This is a genomic window from Bradyrhizobium sp. JYMT SZCCT0428 (assembly GCF_018131075.1).
In the GTDB taxonomy this organism is placed as follows: domain Bacteria; phylum Pseudomonadota; class Alphaproteobacteria; order Rhizobiales; family Xanthobacteraceae; genus Bradyrhizobium.
In genome coordinates this window covers 39,488-60,813 of record NZ_JAFCLS010000047.1, presented here as the reverse complement: position 1 = coordinate 60,813, position 21,326 = coordinate 39,488, and the positions used below count along the sequence as shown (strand labels likewise).

Sequence of the window (21,326 nt, the reverse complement as noted above, 5' to 3'; positions counted from 1 at the left end):
AATTTGTGTCGGTTGCCGCGGCTGTTACCAGCGGAATGAAAAGAAAACCTTCGGCGGCAGCGGCTGCGGATTGAGCGCGACCCAGTCCAGCCTGGAGGTAAACTGGCGCTGCAATCCGCCCACGATGATGATGCCACCCGCAACGCGGTCGAGTTCATCTGATGTCAATGCTTCGGTTTTGACGGGAGTGAAATCGGTCATGGCTGTCTTCCCTTGGTTAGGCGCCGCACGATGCTGCGACGAAGGGGATTTTGTCTTTCTCCGACTCCGCTGTTTGTGATCCAGATCACGCTCGCCTCGTGATCGTCCTGGCTTCAGGCCTCCCGTGCATAGCGTTTGAGGGACGCTTTGAGGATGCCGAGCATTTCGTCCCTGATGGAATCGCGCGTGCCGCGGGTCCAGGCGGCTGCGAGCGGCAAGCGGTTCATGTCGGACGCGGCCAGCGGAACAAACCGAACGCCACGCGCCGCCATTCGCGATGTCCATCGTGGCACGATGGCAACGCCAATTTCGGCCGCGACGAGATTCACGATGGTCTGCTTTTCATTGGCAATCTGAATGATGCGCGCCTGCAGCCCGGCTTCCGCAAACAGTTTCATGGTCAGATCGTGGCTATGCGGGCGCGACCGGCGCTCGGGGACGATCAGCGGCTGTTCGGCAAGATCGGCGACACTCACCCGTTTTCTCGACGCGAGGCGATGATGATCCGGCACCGCGACGACGGCCGTCTCGTGCAGGAGAAACAGAAATTCCAGCCGATTGTCGGGCTTTTCCGGCGGGCGCACCAGGGCGATGTCGAGTCGGCCGGAGATCAGCGCCGGCAACAGCCGGATCGTCTTGTCTTCCGTCAGTTTCACCGTGACATCCGGCCTCTGTTCGCGAAAATCGGAAAGCAGCATCGGCAGCAGCCCCGCCGCTGCGCTGTCGATCGCGCCGACGCGGATGATCGCGCCCTGCCTGCGGCCCCGCGCCTGGAATTTGACCGCCAGATTGTCCGCCTGCGCCAGCAAGGCGCGGGCCTCCTTGAGCAGGACGACGCCATCATCGGTCAGCGTCACGCTGCGCGTCGTTCGCGTCATCAGCCTGGTGCCGAGATCGTCTTCGAGCAGCCGGATATAGCGCCCGAGCGCGGAGGGCAGCATTTCCAGCCGCTGCGCCGCACGCCCAAAATGCAGTTCCTCGGCCGCCGCCACGAAGCAGCGAAGCTGGTGCAATTCCATATTTCGTCCTCCCCCCGAGGCAGATTATATCAAATATTTGTATAATCGTATGCCGATTGAAGGCGCGTGACACTTGGCCGTACCTTGTCGGCAAGCGCTGAAACCAGCCAATCAACGAATTCTTCAGGGAGCGACCCAATGCGGTTCAATCGTCGCACGATCCTTTCCGGCGCCATCGCGGCCGCGTCGCTATGGGCGTCACCCACCGCATTCGCGCAGACCGCCTTTCCGACAAAACCGATCACCATCATCGTTCCGGCGGCGGCCGGAGGGCCGACCGACACCGTGGCCCGCCTCATCGCGGAATCGATGGGCCGAGGCCTCGGCCAGACCATCCTGGTCGAAAATGTCGGCGGCGCCGGTGGCACGCTCGGCATGGCGCGCGTGTCGAAGTCGGCCGCCGACGGCTACACGCTCGCGATCTGGCACATCGCGCACGCCACCGCGCCCGCGCTCTACGACTCCCTCAAATATGATGTCGTCGACGATTTCGACCACCTCGGCCGCATCACCGACGTGCCGATGACCCTGGTGTCGAAGCCGACACTCGCTGCCAATAATGTGACCGAGTACGTGGCGTGGATTCGCGCGAGCGGCGAAAAGGCCGTCTACGGACATGCCGGCATCGGTTCCGCCTCGCATCTTTGCATGCTGATGCTGATGAAGGAGCTCGGCGTGCAGATGAACGGGATTCCCTATCGCGGCACCGGGCCGGCCATGAACGACCTGCTCAGCGGCCAGTTCGACGTGATGTGCGACCAGACCACCAACACCACCAACCAGATCAAGGAAGGCAAGATCAAGGGCTTTGCGGTCACGACCAAAGCCAAGGTCTCGTCATTGCCCGACCTGCCGACGCTCGATAGCGGCGCCGTCAAGGGTTTCGAGGCCTCGGCCTGGCACGCCTTGTGGGCCCCGAAGGGATTGCCCAAAGAGGCCACCGACAAGCTCGTGGCAGCCCTTCAGGCCGCGCTGAAAGACCCCAAGGTGATCGAGCGGTTTGCCAATCTTGGCACCGAGCCGGTCGCGGCGGAGCTGGCGACGCCGGCGGCACTCAAGGCGCATCTGACGGCCGAAGTGCCGCGCTGGGGCGCCGTGATCAAGGCCGCAGGCGCCAAGGGAAATTGAGACTTCCGTCCCACGCAGCTCATCATTCAAAACGACATTCGCAATCCGGAGACCATTCGATGAAGACGTACGCCATAGCCGCCATCCCGGGCGACGGGATCGGCACCGAAGTCGTTGCCGCAGGTGTCGAGGTGCTGCACGCGCTGGCCCAGCGCGACGGCAATTTCAAATTCAAGGTAGATCATTTCGACTGGGGGTCTGAATACTACAAGAAGCACGGCATCATGATGCCGGAGGATGGCCGCGACCAGATCAGGAATCACGACGCGATCCTGTTCGGCTCGGCCGGCGCGCCTGACGTGCCTGACCACATCACGCTGTGGGGCCTGCGGCTCGCGATCTGCCAGCCGTTCGATCAATACGCCAACGTCCGGCCGACGCGGATTCTGCCCGGCATCACCAGCCCGCTGCGCAACGTCCACGGCAAGGAGCTCGACTGGGTGATCGTCCGCGAAAACTCGGAAGGCGAATATGCCGGCGTCGGTGGCCGCGTCCACAAGGGCTTGCCGCTCGAAGTCGCAACCGACGTCTCGATCCTGACCCGTCCCGGCGTCGAGCGCATCATGCGCTTCGCCTTCAAGCTCGCGCAGTCGCGGCCGCGCAAGCTGCTCACCGTCGTGACCAAATCCAACGCCCAGCGCCATGCCATGGTGATGTGGGACGAGATCGCCACCGAGATCGCGGCCGAGTTCAAGGACGTGACCTGGGACAAGATGCTGGTCGATGCGATGACCATGCGCATGGTCATGAAGCCGGAGACCATCGATACCGTGGTGGCCACCAATTTGCACGCCGACGTGCTGTCGGACCTTGCGGCCGCGCTCGCCGGCTCGCTCGGCATTGCGCCGACCGCGAACCTCAATCCGGAGCGGACCTATCCCTCGATGTTCGAGCCTATCCATGGCTCGGCCTTCGACATCATCGGCAAAGGCATCGCCAATCCCGTCGGGACGTTCTGGTCATCGGTGATGATGCTGGAACACCTCGGCGAGCCGGCAGCCGCGACGCGGTTGATGCAGGCGATCGAGCGCGTCACCGCCGATCCCCGCTTTCACACGCCGGACCTCGGCGGCAAGGCCAGGACCGACGAGGTCACGGCCGCGGTCGTCGCCTCCATCCACGGCGCCAACGACTGAGATCGCGCGATCCGTCGCAGCGATCCGAAACGAAGAAAGGGCGACCTTGCGGCCGCCCTTTGCATTGCCGGTTTGCTTTGCAGTTCCGGCAGAGTCCATCAGGTAACCCGAGTCACACCGGTGGACTGGCCGTACTTGTTGTGGCCGACAATGTACCAATGGCCGCCCATTTGGTAGTAGGTGGCCTTGCCGCCGGTGACGGCTTCGAGTTCGTGGTCGGCAAGTGCGCGCGTGTCGAGGGTACCGGCATTCCTGATCCTGATGTTCATCGCAGTATCTCCCTTTGCTCCGGGCGGCGCGACCATCGCGTCCGCTGTCCGGTGAGGAGGACAATGCCTGCTGCCGCGCCGGCGCGCTGTTCCCCAGGTGACAGGCGGGGGCGGGCGAGGAAATGCGGGGCCGGGTAACTCCCGCACCGGCCGGCTTCGAAGATTTCGGTCTGGCTTCAGCTTGCGGAAGGCCCCAATAATCAGGAGTATTCACGCCAATTCGGGAGCCAAATCCCGGGACGATTGGTTGAGGGGAGACGCCTATGACCGCTTTCACACGCCGCGATCTGTTGTCGGCTGCCGCAGGCGCGGCAGCCGCCACGAGCCTGCCGTTCAGTCAGCCCGCCCGCGCCGCGACGCCGCCAGCGGGCAAGCAGACCGCCGGCTGGTACCGCTACAAGATCGGCAGCATCGAGGTTACGGTGGCCACCGACGGCGTCAACCGCTTCAAGATGGCGGAGGATCACGTCACCAACATCAAGAAGGATGTGGTGAACGCCGCGCTCGCCGAGGTCTTCATGGAAAAGGACATGATGACCACGCCGTACAACCCGATCGCCATCAACACCGGATCGAAGCTGGCGATCATCGATACCGGCACCGGCGAGAGCAATTACAAGAAGAGCAACGGCACCGCCGGCCAGTTCGTGACCAACCTCGCGGCCGCGGGCATCGACCGCAACGCCGTCGATGTCGTGATCATCTCGCACTATCACGGCGACCACATGAACGGCCTCCTGATGGACGACAATTCACTGACCTATCCGAACGCCGAGATCCTCGTGCCGGCCAGGGAGCACCAGTATTGGATGGACGACGGCGAGATGAGTCGTGCTCCCAAAGGCCGTATCGAGGGCGTCTTCAAGAATGCGCGGCGGGTCTTCACACCGGAGGCTCTGAAGCGTGTGAGAACCTATGAGGGAGGCAAGGAAGTGATTCCCGGCGTCACCGCGCAGGGTACGCCCGGGCACTCGCCCGGCCATAGCTCGTTCGTGATCGCGTCAGGCCCGGAGTCCGTCTACGTGCAATCCGATGTCACCCACGTCCCGTTCCTGTTCGTCCGGCATCCCGACTGGCACGTCTTTTACGATCAGGACCCGGCGATGGCGGAAGCGAGCCGCCGCAAGGTTTACGACATGCTGGCGGCCGACAGGATGCGGGTGCAGGGGTTCCACTATCCGTTCCCGTCGCTGGCGCATGTCGAGAAAGTCGGCAGCGGCTACCGGGAGATTCCGGTGATGTGGAATCCGAATATTTGATACCTATCTCAACGACGCACTCGACTGGCGGCCGTCGTGCAAACCGGAACCGACCAATGCGCCATTTTTTCAAGGTAGTATTATTCATCATGTCTTTAGCTTCGACGGATGCGAATGCCGAACCGGAACGCTTTGAGATAAACACCGAATTGATGGAGGCCACGTTTCGGATACTTGGGCCGAGCGCGAAAAAGGCCGGAGAATTATCGGGCGGGACGGTATTCATTCTCGGCAAGCCAATAGATAACGAGAAGGCCTCGTTCGTCCTAGTAACGGCTGCGCATGTTCTCGATGATATTTCCGGTGACGTGGCGACGATCTCGTTCCGCTGGAAGAGTGCGGACGGCACGATCAACGAGCAGAACTATGAAAAGAAAATTCGAGAGAAAGGCACTCCGCTGTATATCAAGCATCCATCAGTCGATGTAGCAGTGATGTACACCCAAATGCCGAGCGAGTTCACCGCAAAGTTGTTACCCATCGGATTGCTCGTGACCGATGAAACCCTCAAAAAATATGAGATCCATCCTGGGGACGAGCTGATTTGTCTTGGCTACCCACTCTTCGCAACAGGCCCCTACGGTTACCCCATCCTTCGGAGCGGTAAGATTGCGTCCCACCCGTTAGTGCCCTCGAAAGACAGTAAGAACTGGCTGTTCGATTTCCGAATCTTTCCGGGCAACAGCGGCGGGCCTGTGTATTTTGCAGATCGCAATCGAATTTATGGCGGCAAAGTTCAGCTGGGTGAGACGCTCCAGTTCTTGGCCGGCCTCATCACAGCTCAAGTGAGTTCGAATATTTTTAAGGATAAGGATCTTTCCTTGGGAGTCGTCATCCCAGCTGTTTTTATCAAGGAAGCGCTGGATCTGTTGCCAGCGAAATCACCTTACCCTTGAATAATTGGGTAGCGTTTCTCTCGTTTGCGCCTAGGAGCTAGCGCGGGCTCCGGGTCGGCATGCGTCAACGCCTTCATCACCGCAATGCGGACCATCCGTTACCGCCGCGCTCGCCGACCAACAAGATGATCTCCGCGGCGCTGCTAGAAGGTGGAGAATCTTGCGTCCCGTTCCGATTCAATCGGAACGGAATAGGGCTATTCCACCTTCAGACCGAGCTTGCTCCACTTCTTTTCCTCCCGATCGATATCGTCGGCTTTCCGCCGTCCCCCCGCGCTCATTGTGGGCGTTGCGAAGATGGGCTTCCAGAGGACAAGCCAACCCCGCGAAGAGCCTTTTCAGCTCTGACTCCCACATCGTCCAAGACAGCTCGATCCATTAAGTGTGAATGAAATGAGAGCCTCATTTAGGGGCCTTTGTCGCTCCGGTTAACGAGTCGAATGAACTCTCGGATCAATTCCTGACAAGTCGCTGCGTGCTTGTTCAGATCTTCCGGGGTTGCGAAGTAAATCTCCGCTTCAAGTTTTCCCCGTGCAACATGGCGTGCTCCCGTAAGAGTCCAATCACCGTGTGCAACTCTCACGCGCTGGTCATTTATGCTCCTGCACTTGCTGAAATACTTCGAGAGCGCGTTTGGCTCGGCTAGTTTCTTTGCGAGCATGAGTTTTTCGAGAACCTTACACATCGTTGAAAAGTCGTACGGGCTCACGACCGCGTCGAAGATGTCGCGCTCCAAATCGAGAAGCCCGACTATGTGAGCCTTCAAATAGCCTTCGAGTTTCGAGAACCAGAAAATAAAACGCCCGATCGCCTTATAGACTTCAGCTTCCAATTCACTATCCATGACTTCATCACCTCACCCAATCGGTGGGAGTCCGTACTTCAGCGCCAGTCCCCCGACCACAGTCCCAACCAAAGCCAACCCCTTCCACAGAAAGGATCGACGACCCGTCGCGGCCCTCACGGCACGATCTAACAACCAAGCCCCCAACAGCGGCCCATAGCTTTCTCTAAGCGCTTTGGCCCGCTTAATAACCTCGACCAAGTCTGAATCACGCTCTCTTTCACGAGTTGGCTCAGATTCAGGCCGAGCAACATCGTCTACCCTCACGGGTAGTTTTGCCTTCGCCATTTTCCTGACCTCATAAGAAGGTTAGCTGCAAACCACCTTAAGCACGGATGGTTAAAATCGACGTTAAAAGTAAGCCTTGAACCACAGGCTTAACTTGAAACGCGTTAACACTTGGTACTGTTTCAACAAGTCCGAACTATACCACCTAAAGTCGCCATTTCTCTGGCTTCCGACAAGGGGCGGAACCTGCATTCCGCCCCTCAAGAGCGTTGATTCTCTTTGACTTTCCACCGGCTTGAGTATCTGCGTCCACTTCACACTGCCATCTCTTGTTCAGGGCACGCAATGCAATAGTCATGCTAATTGTTGTACCGCACCACTCCGACTCAAAGGATTAGAACTTCCGACTCCTCTGACCCGGACCCTCGATTCGGGCTATCTTTGCCATTTCTGGGAATGAGTTTGCACCGATGGTCCTCAAGTGCAATCCGTGAATCGACGCGCGGTACAGAACTAGGCCAACGCTTCCGCTGCAATTAATTGCACAGGTTGTCTAGGTCTCATACTGCTATAAGTTACTAACCTGGGCCGGACGTGAACAAGCGCCCCGCAGGGCGCTCGTAATAATACGTGCTGAGCCAGCTACTGCAAATTGTCCTGCACGATGCACACGGTCCAAACGCAGACCGGTGCAAACTGTCATTTCAAAACGCTGAAGAATAAATACTTGAGCATAAAGGCTCCGACCTACGGCCCCAGCAACAAGCAGCGCCTTCTACGGGATGGGTCGAGGAGGAGGAGGGCCGGCCGATCACGTCGGTCGGCAAGGGAGACGTCCTCCACGCTATTCCACCTTCAGCCCGAGCTGGTGCACGAGCTTGCTCCACTTCTTCTCTTCCTTGTCGATATCGTCGGCATATTCGGCCGGCGTCGAGGCCAGGGGATCGCCGCCTTCGAGGCGGATGCGTTTCTGCACCTCCGGATCGCTGACAAGTTTGCGCAGCTCGGCGCTGAGGAGTTCGACGATGTCGGGCGGCGTGCCTGATGGCGCCAGCAGCCCGTAATGCAGCACGGCTTCGAAGCCGGGCATCCCGGACTCGTCGAATGTCGGCACGTCAGGCAGCAGCGAGAAGCGCTGCTTGCTGGTGACGGCGATGGCGCGGAGCTGTCCGGCCGCGATATTGCCGAGCGCCGGCGGCAGCACGCCGAACGCGACCGGCACATGGCCGCCGAGCAGGTCGTTCATCACCGGCGCCGTGCCCTTGTAGGGAATGATAGCGGCCTCGATACCGGATTCGGCCTTGAACAGTTCCGCGCACATGTAGCCGCCGGTGCCGACCGGCGACGTCCCGATATTGAGTTTGCCCGGCTCCTTTTTCGCAAGCGCGATCGTTTCAGCAACCGTCTTGGCTGAGAACGACGGATGCGCGAGCAGGGCGACCGGCATCGATGCGACGAGGCCGATCGGCGCAAAATCCTTGCGCGGATCCATGCCGAGCTTGGTGTAGAGGCTGGGGTTGATCGACAGCGTCCCGGTGTGGCCCAGCAGCAGCGTGTAGCCATCAGGCGCGGCGCGCGCCACGGCGCGGGTGCCGATGGTTCCGCCGCCGCCGCCGCGGTTGTCGACGGTCACGGTCTGGCGGAACGCATCGGACAGTTTTTGCGCCACCACGCGCGCCATGGCGTCGACGCCGCCGCCGGCCGGGTAGGGGACAATGAGCGTGATGCTGCGCGATGGAAACTCGGCGGCATGCACGGCCGCGCTTGCCGCCAGCGGGCCTGCGAAGGCGATGGCAGATGCAAAGGTGATCACGGCATTCATGATGTTGCGACGATGTGAGAGCTTAACCACCCGATTGCCTCCCCCCAGCGATGTCGATCCACGTTCTTATGGGTGGCCTTGTTTCACCGCAAGCCCGGCGCGCCCATCGGCAGATCTTCCGTCATTCCGGGGCGCGCGAAGCGTGAGCCCGGAATCCATTCAACGGCGTCGACCGTTGCTCGATGGATTCCGGGTTCGATGCTGCGCATCGCCCCGGAATGACAACCCTATTGGAATAATGCGCTGCAGCAGAGACGCCCGCTCAGCCATCAGCCCCAACCTTGAACTGCCCGCCAAGGCCGCATAGGCTCGGTCATTGGAAACGCCTGCCAGGCAACAAACAACAAGAGGGATACCCCCCAGTCGATGAGCTCCGCGTTGCGGCGCCCTTTTGCCCACCGCCGGGGCCTGATCATCGTCGCGACCTTGGCCACGGCCTATGTCGCCAGTCATTTTTTCCGCGCCGCCAACGTCACCATCGGCCTCGACCTGATGCGCGACCTCGCCATCGGACCGGAAGCCTTGGGCGCGCTGACCGGCGCGTTCTTTTTCGGCTTCGCCGCGATGCAGATCCCCTGCGGCCTTCTGTTCGACCATTTCGGCCCGCGGCGCACCGTGGCTAGCATGCTGATCCTCGCCACCACGGGCGCTGCGATCTTCACGCTGGCGCCGAGCTGGCCGGTTCTGCTTACCGGCCGCATCCTGATGGGCGCCGGCTTCGGCGTCATGCTGATCGGCAGCATGGTGGTGATCTCGCGCTGGTTTCCACCGGATCGCTTCTCCACGCTCACCGCCATGGTGCTGTCGATCGGACTGCTCGGTAATCTCTTCGCCACCACGCCGCTGGCATGGGCCTCGGAGGCCGTCGGCTGGCGCACCGTGTTCGGCGCGGTCGTCGTCTTCATCGCACTCGCTACCATCGCCGTGTGGCTGGTGGTGCGCGACGCGCCGCCCGGCCACCCCTTTCTCGACCGCACCCCGGAGCCGCCACGCCAGATGCTGCAAGGCCTGATCGAGGTGCTGGGCAACCCGCGCCTGAGGCCGATCCTGGCGATGAATTTCTGCAACTATGCCTGCACCTTCACCGTGCAGGGCCTGTGGGGCGGCTCGTTCCTGCGCGAAGTGCATGGCATGAGCCCGATCGAGGCCGGCAACGTGCTGCTGGCAGCCGTGATCACCTACCAGCTCGGCATCGTCGCCTTCGGCCCCCTGGACCGCGTGCTCGACACGCGCAAATGGATCGCCATCGGCGGCACCATGGTGACCATATCCATGCTTGCGACGCTGGCGCTCGCTTCCCGCCCGCCAGTCTGGGTGCCCGTCGGCGCCATCGTCGCCATCGGTTTCTTCAGTGCCTCCAGCACCATGGTGATGACGCACGGCCGCGGCATCTTCCCGGACCGGCTGATCGGGCGCGGCATTGCGACCATCAACACCGCCGTGATGCTGGGCGTCGCCTGCATGCAGACATTGTCGGGCATCATCGTCGGCGGGTTCGAGCCGCTCGCCGATGGCGCCCGCTCCGAGACCGCCTACCGCGCGCTGTTCGGCGTGCTCACCGTGGTGCTGATCACGGCCGTTGCGATCTACAGCCGCTCGCAGGACGTCAGGCCCAGCGACGAAATGCGCGCCCGGGCGGCGGCGTGATGTTAGCGGCGTGGCGCCGTTCATAGCTTGCAATGATGCGGGCAAACCTGTGAACATGCGGCCATGACCCTCGGCTCACTCAAAAAAAGCATTCGCGAGCTTTACGAAGGCGACACGCCAACCGGCGTCCGTTTTCGCTACGCGCTGCTGGCGTTCGACATCGTCACGGTGCTGTTCATCGTCGTGACGTCGTTCCTGCCGCCAAACGAGATCGTCGAAACGATCGACGTCCTGTTCGGCGTGGTGATCCTGGCCGATTTCGCCGCGCGCCTGTTCATCAACCGGCGTCCGCTGCGCGCCTTTACCCGCATTTCGACCTGGACCGACCTGATCGCGATCGCCTCGTTCCTGGCTCCGCTGGCGGGAGAAGCGGGCGGCTTTCTGCGCATCCTGCGTACATTGCGGCTGCTGCGCGAGGTTCAGATGCTGACCCGGTTGCGCGGCGACAGCACGTTCTTCCGGCGCAACGAGGAAGTGATCTTTGCCGTCACCAATCTTGCGGTATTCATTTTCGTGATGACCGCGATCGTCTACGAGACCCAGAAGTTTCGCAACGACCAGATCACGAACTACGCCGACGCGCTGTATTTCACCGTCACGGCGCTGACGACGACCGGCTTTGGCGATATCACCCTGCGCGGAACGCTCGGCCGCATGATTACGGTCGTGATCATGATCTTCGGCGTGACGCTGTTCTTCAATCTCGCTCGCGCGCTGCTGTCTCCGAGCAAGGTACGTTTTCCCTGCCCGTCCTGCGGCCTGCAGCGCCATGACAGCGATGCCGTGCACTGCAAGGCGTGCGGTGTGGTGCTGAACATTCCCGACGAAGGGGCGACGTAGCCCGCGCCGTGCGGGAGTTATTATGGATTCGTTTATTGTACCATCACGGTTGATGCGATCGGGAGACCGACCGCCGGAATTGCCCCGGTGGAACGCCGAATTCGCGCTTGAATGCGCGATTGAAGGCCGATTCTGAATCATACCCGACCTCCGACGCCACCTGAAGCACCGCGTCCCGCGACGTCTGCAGCATCCTTGCAGCCAGCTGCAATCGCCAGCGCGCGAGGTACGTCAGTGGCGGTTCGCCGAGGAAGCGGGAAAACCTCTCGGTGAGAACCGAGCGCGAGGTCGCGACCTCGGCGGCAAGTTCGTCCAGCGTCCAGTGATGCCGGGGCTTGCGGTGCAGAAGCGCCAGCGCGCCGCCGACGACCGCATCGCGCGCGCCCGCAAGCCAGCCGGTCTGCTCCGGCGGCAATGCCTCCATGTAGCGGCGAATGGTCTCGATGAAGAGCGCCTCTGCCATCTTGGAGAGGAGCACCGATTGTCCCGGCCGTGCCGACCCGGCCTGGGACACCAGGTGACGAACCGAACTCTCCAGCCATTCGCCGGCCGGGTCGCCGCGAAGATTGATCTTGATCATCAGCGGCAGGCCGGCAAGGAAAAGCCGGTCTGCATGCCGCTCGCAGCCGAAATATCCGCAGACAAATCGGGTCATCTCGCCGCCGCCGCCCAATTGCATCGTGGTCTGATCGCCCGCCAGGAATTCGGCGAGCGAGACGCCGCTGTCGATCAGGGTTGATGGCGAGCCGTTCGAAACCGTGTGGGCATCGCCGTGGGGGATAATCAGGATGTCGCCTGCGGTGATGCCGATGTCTTCAGCGCCCGGGAAGCGCACGACGGCATTCCCGTCGGTGACCAGATGATAGCTGACCAGTCGCTCCGTCCCGGGGGCAAGCACGTGGGCGACGTCCTGCAAATGCGGCACGCTGAACCCCCACGGCGCGGTGCACTCCGCATGATAGAAGATCGCGCCGGTCATACGCACCGACGCAAGGGCTTCCGATAAGGCATCCATTTGCTTGCTCCGGCCGACGGCGGAACTTTCACCGCAGCAAAGAAGCACGGATTTCCGGCAAAGTTTGGAATTTGAAGCTCTGTAATCATGAACTCCTGCACGTAAGCGTCGCTGCCCGTTAGCCATGCGGCAAACGGCCCGCGCGCACACTGAGGGAGATTTCGATGGCCAAGGCATTCGATGTGATTGTCGTGGGTGCGCGCTGCGCCGGTTCCCCAACCGCGATGCTGCTGGCCCGCAAAGGCTATCGGGTGCTGGCGGTCGACCGAGCATCGTTCCCAAGCGACACCGTCTCAACGCATATTCTGCATCCCCTCGGGGTGGCTGCCGTCTCGCGATGGGGGCTGCTCGACCGTCTCGTGGAGACCGGATGCCCGCCGATCCACACCTATGCCTTCGACTTCGGCCCCTTCACGATTGCCGGCACGCCGGGCACCGACCAGCATCCGCTCGCCTATTGTCCGCGGCGGACGATCCTCGACGAGCTGCTGGTCGATGCCGCGGCCGAATCCGGCGCGGAGATCCGTCAGGGTTTCACGGTCGAGGAGATCATTATCGAAGGCGGGCGTGCAGTCGGCATCAAGGGGCGATCCAGGCAGGGCGGGTCCATCACGGAGCACGCCGCGATCATCGTCGGGGCCGACGGCCGGCATTCGATGGTGAGTGAGGCGGTTCACCCCACGCAATACCGCGAGAAGCCGCCTTTGCTGGCGGGTTACTACACTTATTGGAGCGGGCTGCCTATGGACGGCCGGCTTGAGATCTATAGCCGCGATTTGCGCGCGTTCGCGGCAGTGCCGACCCACGACGATCTGACGCTGGTGATCGCCGGATGGCCTTACGCGGAGTTTGCAAAAAACAAGCAGGACATCGAGGGAAGCTACCTGAAGACCATCGAACTGGCGCCGGCCTTTGCCCGGCGCCTGCGCGGCGCGAAGCGCGAAGCGCCGTTTGCCGGCGCGGCGGTGCCGAACTATTTCCGCAAACCCTATGGCCTTGGCTGGGCGCTCGTGGGGGACGCCGGTTACAACAGGGACTTCATTACCGCGCAGGGCATTCTCGATGCGTTCCGCGACGCCGAACTCTGCGCGAGCGCACTCGACCAGTCCTTCTCGGGCGCGCGGCCATTCGAGGATGCCATGGGTGAATATCAGCGCACCCGGGACGCGCAAGTCGGGGCGATGTACGACTTCACCTGCGAACTCGCAACGCTGGAGCCTCCGCCACCCGAGCTGCAACAGCTGCTCGGGGCAGTTCACGGCAACCAGGCGGCCATGGACGGATTTGCCCGCCTGAACGCCGGCACGATATCGCCGACCGAATTTTTTGCACCTGACAATGTCGACGCGATCTTCGCCGCAGCGGTTTCAAGGGCTACGGCTTAGCGTGCTTTGCCTGTTGCGATTCACTCTTCGGTCGCATCAGGTAGTTCGGCGAGCCGGGGAATCAGCCGAACCTCGATGTTGGCTTCGTTCAGCATCTGGCCGGAGATGGAGAAATCCTCGGCCCAGTTCGAGTTCGGCCGGTCGGGTGCGTAGGCGACGAGCGCCGTGATGCCGCATTGGATGATGGCCTTGGTGCACTCCACGCAGGGAAACCAGGGAACGTAGATGGTGCAGCCCTTGAGCGCGACGCCAATGCGGGCCGCATTGAAGATCGCATTCTGTTCGGCGTGGCAGCTCCAGATATATTTGGCGCCGGTGATGCGGGAATGGCGCTCCTCGAGGTCATCGCGAACGCCGCGCGGCAGCCCGTTGAAGCCGGTCGAGCGGATTTCGTGATCCGGCCCGACGATCACGGCGCCAACGCGCCGCCCTTTCTCGATACTCCAGGTCGCCAGATGATGCGCCAGGAGCATAAATCGCTCATCCCATTTTGGATCCAGCAATACCGTTCCCTCAAAAATCAGTGCGCTCTATGCGCCAATGTTCCACCATCAACCATGGCGAGACAACAGCGAGAGCATCAACATCCCGTTAATGCCGTGTGGCCGCGGTCAGCACCTGACAGATTTAAGCCCGGCGGTAGCCGCTTGTCGATGACTGCTTGGATCGTAAGCTTAACGCCCGGATACGCCTATTCCTCGTCCGCGCCGGGCGCCTGCCTCAGCATGAAATGCCCGAACGCCGAGGCGATCGGTTTGCTCCGGTCGTCCTGCCAGGCCTGCGCCTCGAAGGCGACGACGCGCCGGCCCTGCTTGACGATCGAGACGTTGGCGTAGCTGTCCAGCGCGCGGCCGGAGCGCAGATAGTTGATCGTCAGCCCGATCGGCTTCGGCAGCGACACGCCGAGTTCGCGCGTCACGCCGACGATGGCGGTGGTTTCGAGAAAGGCGCCGGTCATGCCGCCATGGATCGCGGGCAGGATCGGGTTGCCGATGATCTTCTGTGAGAACGGCATCACCAGCGTGCCGTCCTCACTGACGCGGATGCCGAGGGCGCGCGCGAACGGGCTTTGGGCGAACGGGCCGGCCGGATCGTCCGGCGCTTCAAGCGTCGGCAGCGCGAGATCCTCCCTCGAGCGGCCCTTGAGCATGTTGGTGCGGTTGGCGCCGACCATGAAGCAGGCCGTTGCGGTGGCGACCGGATCGTCCTCGGTCTCCTGATAGGCCGTTGCGCGCACGAAGGCGATCGAGCGGGTGACGCGGTAGCAGATCGCATGCGCCCTTATGTCGAGGCCGGGCGTTGCCGGCTTCAAATAGTCGATGCGCAGGTCGAGGGTTGCGATCGCGCGCGTGCCGTCGAGCGCGAGCTGGACCGCCATGCCGCAGCTCTCGTCGAGCATCGCGGTGACAACGCCGCCGTGAAGTACGCCAGTCCCGGTGTCGCCGACGAAGACCGGGCGGTAGGGCAGGCTCGACCAGGCTTCGCCAGGGGCGGCGCGGTCGAGCTGAAGCCCGCTGATGTGCCCATAGACGGAGCGATGGCTCTTGATGGCGTCGGCCAGTTCTTCAAACGGCAGCGGCGTGTCGACTTTTGATGCTTCGGACATACGGTCGTTCTAGCCCATATTGATGGATGAGCCAAAGACGGCTCAGCCGTTCGTCGCGTGCACGCCGGGCTTCCGTCCCGAGTTCCACTGGCCGCCGAGGGCGCGCTCGATCTGCGCCGCCAGCTGCAGCAGCAGCCCGTCATTGGCCTGCCTGGCCTGGGCCTGAATGCCGAGCGGCAGGCCATGCTCATGCTGCGCCATCGGCAGCGAGATTGCGGGAATCCCGCACAGATTGGCCAGCGGCGTGAACGCAAAATTGCGCCACAGATTGCCGAACCAGTCCAGCACCGACGGATTGTCGGAGATGGTCAGATATTCCGTGGTGCCGACCTTTGGCGTCGGCAGCGCGGTGATCGGCGTCAGGATGATGTCCCAATCCTCGAAGAACGCGCCGAAGCCGCGCGAGGTCGTGTTGAAGACCGCCTGCATGCGCGCCCGCTCGGCGAAGGTCGTGTGCCGGCCGGCTTCCCAGATCCGGATGTTGACCGGTTCGATGAGATCCGCCGGCGGCTTTTCGAGCCCGCGCGCGGCGAGCATGTTGCTGATGACAACCGCAAAATTGCTGATGTAGCAGGTGGTCTGGGCTTCAAAGGCGGCGCGGTAGTCAACCGCAGGCAACGCGTAATCGACGTGATGGCCGAGGCCTTCGAGGAACTGTCCGGCTTTTTTCAGCTCGGATGCGATCTGCGGTGTCGCCTGGTAGTCGCCCCATTGGTGCGAGAGCGCGATTTTCAGCTTTCCCGGATCGCGCTTGATCATGTCCTGATAGGGCTCCGGCGCGGTCCAGAACGGCATCAATTCGCCGGGCGCGGGACCGCGGCAGGCGTCGACGAAGGCGGCGGTATCGCGCACCGTGCGCGACTGGCAGCCCTGGATCGACACCAGCCCCGACAGATCCGAAAGGTGCGGCGCCAGCGAGAACACGCCGCGTGAAACCTTCAGACCGATGTTGCCGTTGACGCCGGCCGGAATGCGGATTGAACCGCCGCCGTCGGTGGCATGCGCGATCGGCACCGCGCCCGCCCCAACCATCGCGGCGCTGCCGGCCGACGATCCGCAGGTGGTGTAGTCGGTATTCCAGGGGTTGCGCGTGACGTAGACGGCGGGATTATCAGCCGAACTGCAAACGCCGAACTCCGGCGTCGTGGTCCGTCCGATCAAATTGAGCCCGGCCTGGCGCATCTTCGATGTCAGGAACGTATCTGACGTGGCGCGATTGCCGCGCATCAGCAGCGAACCCATTTCCTGCAATCGCCCCTGCATGGTCGGGCCGAGATCCTTCATCAGGAACGGCAGGCCGGCAAACGGCCCCGCAAGATCGGCGCCGGCCTTGGCGGGATCGTCGATCGCGTCTTCAAACAATTCGACCACCGCAGACAGCGCCGGATCGACTTTTGCGATGGCCGCGGCTGCCTGGCTTGCCAATTCCTGTGCCGTCAGTTCGCCCTTCCGCACGCGCTCGGCCAGCGCCACGCCATCGTGCTGCGCCCATTCGTTCCAGTTCATCGGCAAAGTCATGCGGTCTATTTCCTTACGCGCGGCGTCGTCTCTGGTTTAGCAACGAGATGCGTTCGCCTGTCAGTGGGGCGCCGATTCATGCGCCAATCCGGTTTCCTGTATCGTCGGCATCCACAACCGTGCCAGCACCGGGATCACCAGCAGGCTGCAGATCGGGGACAGCAGCATTCCGCCGACGATGACGCAAGCCAGCGGCTGCTGAACCTGCGAACCGATCCCGGTCGAGAACGCCGCCGGGACCAGGCCGATACAGGCCGATAGCCCGGTCATGAAGATTTGCCGCATCCTGGTTTCGGAGGCGCTGATGATCGCGTCCTCCGTTCCCATGCCTTCATCGATTTCGCGGCGGATGTAGGACATCAGGAGAATGCCATCCATCGCCGAGACGCCGAACAGCGAGATGAATCCGACCGCGGCCGAGACGCTGAAATTCAGGCCGCCGATATAGAGCCCGAGAATCCCGCCGGCCACCGCAAAGGGAATGCCCGACAGCGCCAGCAGACTGTCGCGGATCGAATTGAACAGGCTGTACAGCAGCATCAGGATCAACAGCAGGCTCAATGGCACGATCAGCGCGAGCCGCTTCTTGGCGTCGACCAGCGCGCCGTATTCGCCGGACCATTCCATCGAGTAGCCCTGAGGAAGCGGTACTTTCTTCCCGACCCTGTCCTGCGCCTCGACCACGGTCGAGCCGAGATCGCGGTCGCGAACGCTGTATTTCAGCGGGATGAAGCGCTGGCTGTTCTCGCGGTAGATATAGGCCGCACCGCTGACGAGCTTGACCTCGCCGAGATCCCCTAACCGGATATAGGCGGTTGGCGTCTTCGGATCCGAGTTCGGCAGCGCCACCGGAATCGCGCGGATGGCATCGACGTCCCTGCGGAATTCAGGCGCCAGACGCACCGTCAGTGCGAAGATCATCTCGCCTTCATAAACCTTGGAAACTTCCTGGCCGCCGATCGCGGCCTGGACCACGGAATTGATGTCGCTGATCGAAAAGCCGTAGCGCGCGGCCTTGGCGCGATCGATCTGGACGACCAGATTCGGCTGCCCGAGCAGATTGAAACTGGCGGGGTCGGCGACGCCGCGCACGCCGGAGAGTTCGGTCTTCACCGATTTGGACAGCCGCTCCAGCTCATTGAGGTCCTTGCCGAAGATCTTGATCGAGTTCTCGCCCTTCACGCCGGAGACGGCTTCCTCGATATTGTCTTGGATGTATTGCGAGAAGTTGAAATCGATGCCGACGAATTCGCGGTTGAGCTTCTCGCTCATCTGCTTGACCATCTGTTCCTTGGTCAGCCCCGCCGGCCAGGTGTCGGCCGGCTTCAGCGGCACAAAGAACTCCGCGAGGAACGATCCGTCGGGGTCGGTGCCTTCCTCGCCGCGGCCCTGTTCGGAAAACACGGTTTGGACCGGCGGATAGCTCGATATGATGGCGCGGATCTTGGTCACGGTTTCCATGCCGGCCTCGAGCGTGATGGTCGGCGGCATCACGGCGCGGATCCAGAGATTGCCTTCTTCCAGCTTGGGCAGGAATTCGGTGCCGAGCCGGAAACTCAAGCTGAGGCACAGCGCGAGAAACACCGCGGCGATGACCGCGGACCTTCGATAGTTGCGGACCGCGGGCACCAGAATGGCCTGGTAGACGGTGCGGATATGGCGGACCACGAAGGTTTCGACTTCCCTGACATGGGCCGGCAGCAGGATCGAGGCCAGCACCGGCGTCACGGTGAAGGTGGCGATGACGGCGCCGAGCAGCGCATAGGCATAGGTGCGCGCCATCGGCCCGAAGATCTGCCCTTCGACGCCCTGCATCGTGAACAGCGGCAGGAAGGCTGCGATCGTGATGATCACTGAGAAGAAGATCGCCTTGTCGACCTCGATGGCGCCGGTCAGGATCCGGTGCAGCTTGTCGCTGAGCCGCGCCCGCCGATCCGGGGCCACCCCCGGCGTGTGGTGGGCGATATGGCGGAAGATGTTCTCCACCATGATCACGGTGCCGTCGACGATGATGCCGAGGTCGATGGCGCCGACCGACAACAAATTGGCGGACTCGCCCCGCATCACCGTGATCATGACCGCCAGGAACAGCGCCACCGGGATGTTCGCAGCGACGATGACAGCGCAGCGCAGATCGCCCAGAAAGACCCACTGGATCAGAAAGATCAGCGCGATCCCGAACAACAGATTATGCAGCACGGTCTGCACCGTGATCGCAACGAGATCGCCGCGGTCATAGAACGGCACGATCTTGACGCCCGACGGCAGCGATCCGTCGGTGTTGATCTTCTCCACCGCCGCGCGCACGCGCTTGACCACGTCCATGGTGCGTTCGAGCTTCTGCATCAGCACGATGCCGGTCACGACGTCGGTCTTGTCGTCGCGGCCGGCGAGACCGAGCCGGGGCGCGAAACCGATCTGGACCTTGGCGACGTCGGATACCAGCACCGGAACGCCGCCCTGCTGGGTCAGCACGATATTGCCGATGTCGTCCATCGAACTGATGACGCCGATGCTGCGGACATTGACCGACTGTTCGCCGATCGAGATGGTGCGGCCGCCGACATTGGAATTGCTGCCCGAGATCGCGGTCATGATCTGCGGCAGCGTCAGCCCGTAGGCCATCATGCGGTCGAGGTTGATCTCGGCCTGGAATTCCTTGGTCTTGCCGCCGAGCACCGCGACGTCGGCGACCCCTGGCACGATGCGCAGCTTGCGTTCGACCACCCAGTCCTGCAGCGCCTTGAGCTTCATCACGTCCATGCCGGGCGGGCCGACCAGCTCGTAGCGGAAGATCTCGCTGATGCCGCCGGCGGGCGAGATCACCGGCAGCACGCCGGCCGGCAGCACCGCATCCTTCAGCCGGTTGAGGGTCTGCTGGCGCACGAAATGATAGTCGCGGCCGTATTCGAACTGCAGGCGGACGAAACCGAGCCCGTAGACGGTATTGGAGCGAATGAACTTCAGCCCCGGCGTGGAGGCGACCGCGATCTCGATCGGGATCGTGATGTAGCGCTCGACTTCTTCCGGCGACTGGCCCGCCTGCTGGGCGATGATCTCGACGATTGGCGGCGCCGGGTCGGGATAGGCCTCGATGTTCAGCATCAGGAAGGTGACGTAGCCGAGACCGAGAAAGGCCGCGAACGCGACCATCACCAAGAGCCGCCGCGACAGGCAAAACGCAATCAGACTACGCAGCATCCGTGGCCCCGGACTCTTTATTTGACGCGTTTTCTTGACGCGAACCGGTATCCACTTCGCTTGAAAACGCTTTCAGAATCATTGACGCCACTCGTTGTCGACGAAGATCGCGCCGCGCGCGAGGACTTTTTCTCCGGCCTCGAGGCCGCTGCGAATTTGCGTCAAGCCGTCCTGCTGGATTCCAATCTCGACCGGACGACGCTTGAACAGCAGCGGTTCGGCCTCGACCCAAACGGTGGCGGTGTCGCCCTCGCGGATCACAGCGTCGGTCGGCACCGCGGGATTCCGCGATGTTTCACCGATGCTGATCCTGAACATCGCGAACATCTCGGATTTGAGCGCATGATCCCTGTTCTCGATCTCGGACCGAACCACGACACGGCGCGTCGTCAAGTCCGAACTCGAGTTGATGGCGTTGATGCGGGCCTTGAACACCCGGTTCGGCACGGCGGAAACCCTGGCCTCGATCTCCTGGCCGATCCGCACCTGCGCGATATCCTGCTCGAAGATCTGGGCCTTCAGCCACACCGTCGAAAGGTCGGCGATCGTGTACAGGGCCTCGCCGGAATCGGCCTTCACATATTGCCCCGGCCCGACCTTGCGCGAGACGACGGTGCCGTCGATCGGCGCCGTGATCGTGGTCACGCGGTTCAGCATGCCATCCTGTTCGAGTTTGGAAATTTCCGCATCGCTACGGCCCAAAATCCGCAGGCGGACGCGGGCGGCTTCGAACGCCGTCTCCGCCGATCGCAGGTCATGTTCGGCGGCGGCAAGCTGCGCCTCGGCCTGCTGCAGGTCCTTGGACGGCGCAGCCTTGCCTTCATGCAGATCGCGAACGCGCTTCTCGAGGATGACAGCCAGATTGTGCTGGGAGCCTGCCTTGCGTCTGGCGGCCTGGGCGGCGATGAAGTCGTTCTGCGGGACCAGTTGCTCGGGGCTGTCGATTTCCAGCAGCGGATCGCCCTTTTTGACCTGATCGCCGAGCTTGGCAACCAGACGGGTCACCCGGCCGGAGAACGGTGTCAGGACAATCGTGGAGGCATCTTCATTGTATCCGATCTGGCCGATCGCCGATCTTTGCGGGCGAAACGCAACTGTCTCAACCTTCGCGACCTCCAGCTGATGCATTTGATCAGGGACGACCCGGACAAAGTCCGCCCCCTTCATGGTGCCTTCGGCCAAAGCGAACGATGTCATCGCCGGCAACGTCATCAACGACACGCCGAACAGGGCAATCAGCCAGGGAAAATGCGTTTTCGCCGTAATTGACATGCCCCGGACGATACCCCAGCCGCGCAACCCAAAACAAAGA

Annotated in this window: 18 protein-coding genes; 7 read left to right on the top strand and 11 right to left on the bottom strand. The window is 62.2% G+C overall.

Annotated elements, in window-relative coordinates:
* Positions 1-24: 24 nt before the first annotated feature.
* Complete coding sequence (locus JQ575_RS34595) at positions 25-201, bottom strand: hypothetical protein (protein ID WP_212037701.1); 177 nt, start codon at positions 199-201, stop codon at positions 25-27.
* A gap of 113 nt (positions 202-314) precedes the next feature.
* Entirely contained in the window at positions 315-1,220 is a 906-nt protein-coding gene (locus JQ575_RS34590; protein WP_212037700.1) for a LysR family transcriptional regulator, read from the bottom strand.
* A 138-nt stretch (positions 1,221-1,358) separates the two neighbouring features.
* Between JQ575_RS34590 and JQ575_RS34585 the strand changes: the two genes are divergently transcribed.
* Both JQ575_RS34585 and JQ575_RS34580 read left to right on the top strand, forming a co-directional pair.
* Positions 1,359-2,348 carry a tripartite tricarboxylate transporter substrate-binding protein gene (locus tag JQ575_RS34585; protein ID WP_212037699.1) on the top strand — a complete coding sequence of 330 codons (990 nt, stop codon included), beginning with the start codon at positions 1,359-1,361 and terminating at the stop codon, positions 2,346-2,348.
* Positions 2,349-2,407: 59 nt separating this feature from the next.
* The gene (locus tag JQ575_RS34580) at positions 2,408-3,484 is read left to right on the top strand and encodes a tartrate dehydrogenase (protein WP_212037698.1); all 1,077 of its coding nucleotides are present in this window, start codon (positions 2,408-2,410) and stop codon (positions 3,482-3,484) included.
* A gap of 98 nt (positions 3,485-3,582) precedes the next feature.
* Here JQ575_RS34580 and JQ575_RS34575 read toward each other — a convergent pair whose 3' ends face one another.
* Entirely contained in the window at positions 3,583-3,753 is a 171-nt protein-coding gene (locus JQ575_RS34575) for a hypothetical protein (RefSeq protein ID WP_212037697.1), read from the bottom strand.
* A gap of 263 nt (positions 3,754-4,016) precedes the next feature.
* Between JQ575_RS34575 and JQ575_RS34570 the strand changes: the two genes are divergently transcribed.
* Both JQ575_RS34570 and JQ575_RS34565 read left to right on the top strand, forming a co-directional pair.
* Positions 4,017-5,012, top strand: coding sequence for an MBL fold metallo-hydrolase (locus JQ575_RS34570; protein WP_212037696.1), 996 nt, complete (start codon positions 4,017-4,019; stop codon positions 5,010-5,012).
* Between the two features lie 56 nt (positions 5,013-5,068).
* Entirely contained in the window at positions 5,069-5,908 is an 840-nt protein-coding gene (locus JQ575_RS34565) for a serine protease (RefSeq protein ID WP_212037695.1), read from the top strand.
* Positions 5,909-6,314: 406 nt separating this feature from the next.
* On the opposite strand, the gene JQ575_RS34560 is transcribed toward JQ575_RS34565, so the two are convergent.
* Both JQ575_RS34560 and JQ575_RS34555 read right to left on the bottom strand, forming a co-directional pair.
* On the bottom strand, positions 6,315-6,752 hold the full coding sequence (locus JQ575_RS34560) for a hypothetical protein (RefSeq protein WP_212037694.1): 438 nt from the start codon (positions 6,750-6,752) through the stop codon (positions 6,315-6,317).
* A gap of 1,072 nt (positions 6,753-7,824) precedes the next feature.
* Positions 7,825-8,832: a tripartite tricarboxylate transporter substrate binding protein gene (locus JQ575_RS34555; protein ID WP_212037693.1), complete on the bottom strand. Its 1,008-nt coding sequence runs from the start codon at positions 8,830-8,832 to the stop codon at positions 7,825-7,827.
* Between the two features lie 336 nt (positions 8,833-9,168).
* On the opposite strand from JQ575_RS34555, the gene JQ575_RS34550 reads away from it, so the two are divergent.
* Positions 9,169-10,449 (top strand): MFS transporter, encoded by a 1,281-nt coding sequence (locus JQ575_RS34550; RefSeq protein WP_212037692.1) that lies wholly within the window; start codon positions 9,169-9,171, stop codon positions 10,447-10,449.
* Positions 10,450-10,512: 63 nt separating this feature from the next.
* Positions 10,513-11,289, top strand: coding sequence for a potassium channel family protein (locus JQ575_RS34545; RefSeq protein WP_212037691.1), 777 nt, complete (start codon positions 10,513-10,515; stop codon positions 11,287-11,289).
* Positions 11,290-11,332: 43 nt separating this feature from the next.
* Here JQ575_RS34545 and JQ575_RS34540 read toward each other — a convergent pair whose 3' ends face one another.
* Positions 11,333-12,304 (bottom strand): AraC family transcriptional regulator, encoded by a 972-nt coding sequence (locus JQ575_RS34540; RefSeq protein ID WP_212037690.1) that lies wholly within the window; start codon positions 12,302-12,304, stop codon positions 11,333-11,335.
* A 164-nt stretch (positions 12,305-12,468) separates the two neighbouring features.
* Here JQ575_RS34540 and JQ575_RS34535 point away from each other — a divergent pair, with 164 nt between their 5' ends.
* Positions 12,469-13,689: an NAD(P)/FAD-dependent oxidoreductase gene (locus JQ575_RS34535; protein WP_212037689.1), complete on the top strand. Its 1,221-nt coding sequence runs from the start codon at positions 12,469-12,471 to the stop codon at positions 13,687-13,689.
* Positions 13,690-13,709: 20 nt separating this feature from the next.
* On the opposite strand, the gene JQ575_RS34530 is transcribed toward JQ575_RS34535, so the two are convergent.
* The 5 genes from JQ575_RS34530 to JQ575_RS34510 all read right to left on the bottom strand — a co-directional run bounded on the left by JQ575_RS34530 (position 13,710) and on the right by JQ575_RS34510 (position 21,286).
* Entirely contained in the window at positions 13,710-14,192 is a 483-nt protein-coding gene (locus JQ575_RS34530; RefSeq protein ID WP_283813386.1) for a dCMP deaminase family protein, read from the bottom strand.
* Positions 14,193-14,380: 188 nt separating this feature from the next.
* Positions 14,381-15,295 carry a PaaI family thioesterase gene (locus JQ575_RS34525; RefSeq protein WP_212037687.1) on the bottom strand — a complete coding sequence of 305 codons (915 nt, stop codon included), beginning with the start codon at positions 15,293-15,295 and terminating at the stop codon, positions 14,381-14,383.
* A gap of 42 nt (positions 15,296-15,337) precedes the next feature.
* Positions 15,338-16,813, bottom strand: coding sequence for an amidase (locus tag JQ575_RS34520; RefSeq protein ID WP_212037686.1), 1,476 nt, complete (start codon positions 16,811-16,813; stop codon positions 15,338-15,340).
* Between the two features lie 60 nt (positions 16,814-16,873).
* On the bottom strand, positions 16,874-20,014 hold the full coding sequence (locus JQ575_RS34515) for an efflux RND transporter permease subunit (protein WP_212037685.1): 3,141 nt from the start codon (positions 20,012-20,014) through the stop codon (positions 16,874-16,876).
* Positions 20,015-20,092: 78 nt separating this feature from the next.
* A complete protein-coding gene (locus JQ575_RS34510) occupies positions 20,093-21,286 on the bottom strand; it encodes an efflux RND transporter periplasmic adaptor subunit (RefSeq protein ID WP_212037684.1) in 1,194 nt (397 codons plus the stop codon).
* Positions 21,287-21,326 lie beyond the last annotated feature (40 nt).

Bases quoted from the DNA above. Each gene is read 5' to 3' on its own strand.
- JQ575_RS34595 (WP_212037701.1), bottom strand. From the start codon at position 201: ATGACCGATTTCACTCCCGTCAAAACCGAAGCATTGACATCAGATGAA.
- JQ575_RS34510 (WP_212037684.1), bottom strand. From the start codon at position 21,286: ATGTCAATTACGGCGAAAACGCATTTTCCCTGGCTGATTGCCCTGTTC.
- JQ575_RS34575 (WP_212037697.1), bottom strand. From the start codon at position 3,753: ATGAACATCAGGATCAGGAATGCCGGTACCCTCGACACGCGCGCACTT.
- JQ575_RS34560 (WP_212037694.1), bottom strand. From the start codon at position 6,752: ATGGATAGTGAATTGGAAGCTGAAGTCTATAAGGCGATCGGGCGTTTT.
- JQ575_RS34545 (WP_212037691.1), top strand. From the start codon at position 10,513: ATGACCCTCGGCTCACTCAAAAAAAGCATTCGCGAGCTTTACGAAGGC.
- JQ575_RS34570 (WP_212037696.1), top strand. From the start codon at position 4,017: ATGACCGCTTTCACACGCCGCGATCTGTTGTCGGCTGCCGCAGGCGCG.
- JQ575_RS34585 (WP_212037699.1), top strand. From the start codon at position 1,359: ATGCGGTTCAATCGTCGCACGATCCTTTCCGGCGCCATCGCGGCCGCG.
- JQ575_RS34520 (WP_212037686.1), bottom strand. From the start codon at position 16,813: ATGACTTTGCCGATGAACTGGAACGAATGGGCGCAGCACGATGGCGTG.
- JQ575_RS34525 (WP_212037687.1), bottom strand. From the start codon at position 15,295: ATGTCCGAAGCATCAAAAGTCGACACGCCGCTGCCGTTTGAAGAACTG.
- JQ575_RS34535 (WP_212037689.1), top strand. From the start codon at position 12,469: ATGGCCAAGGCATTCGATGTGATTGTCGTGGGTGCGCGCTGCGCCGGT.
- JQ575_RS34580 (WP_212037698.1), top strand. From the start codon at position 2,408: ATGAAGACGTACGCCATAGCCGCCATCCCGGGCGACGGGATCGGCACC.
- JQ575_RS34515 (WP_212037685.1), bottom strand. From the start codon at position 20,014: ATGCTGCGTAGTCTGATTGCGTTTTGCCTGTCGCGGCGGCTCTTGGTG.
- JQ575_RS34565 (WP_212037695.1), top strand. From the start codon at position 5,069: ATGCGCCATTTTTTCAAGGTAGTATTATTCATCATGTCTTTAGCTTCG.
- JQ575_RS34540 (WP_212037690.1), bottom strand. From the start codon at position 12,304: ATGGATGCCTTATCGGAAGCCCTTGCGTCGGTGCGTATGACCGGCGCG.
- JQ575_RS34590 (WP_212037700.1), bottom strand. From the start codon at position 1,220: ATGGAATTGCACCAGCTTCGCTGCTTCGTGGCGGCGGCCGAGGAACTG.
- JQ575_RS34550 (WP_212037692.1), top strand. From the start codon at position 9,169: ATGAGCTCCGCGTTGCGGCGCCCTTTTGCCCACCGCCGGGGCCTGATC.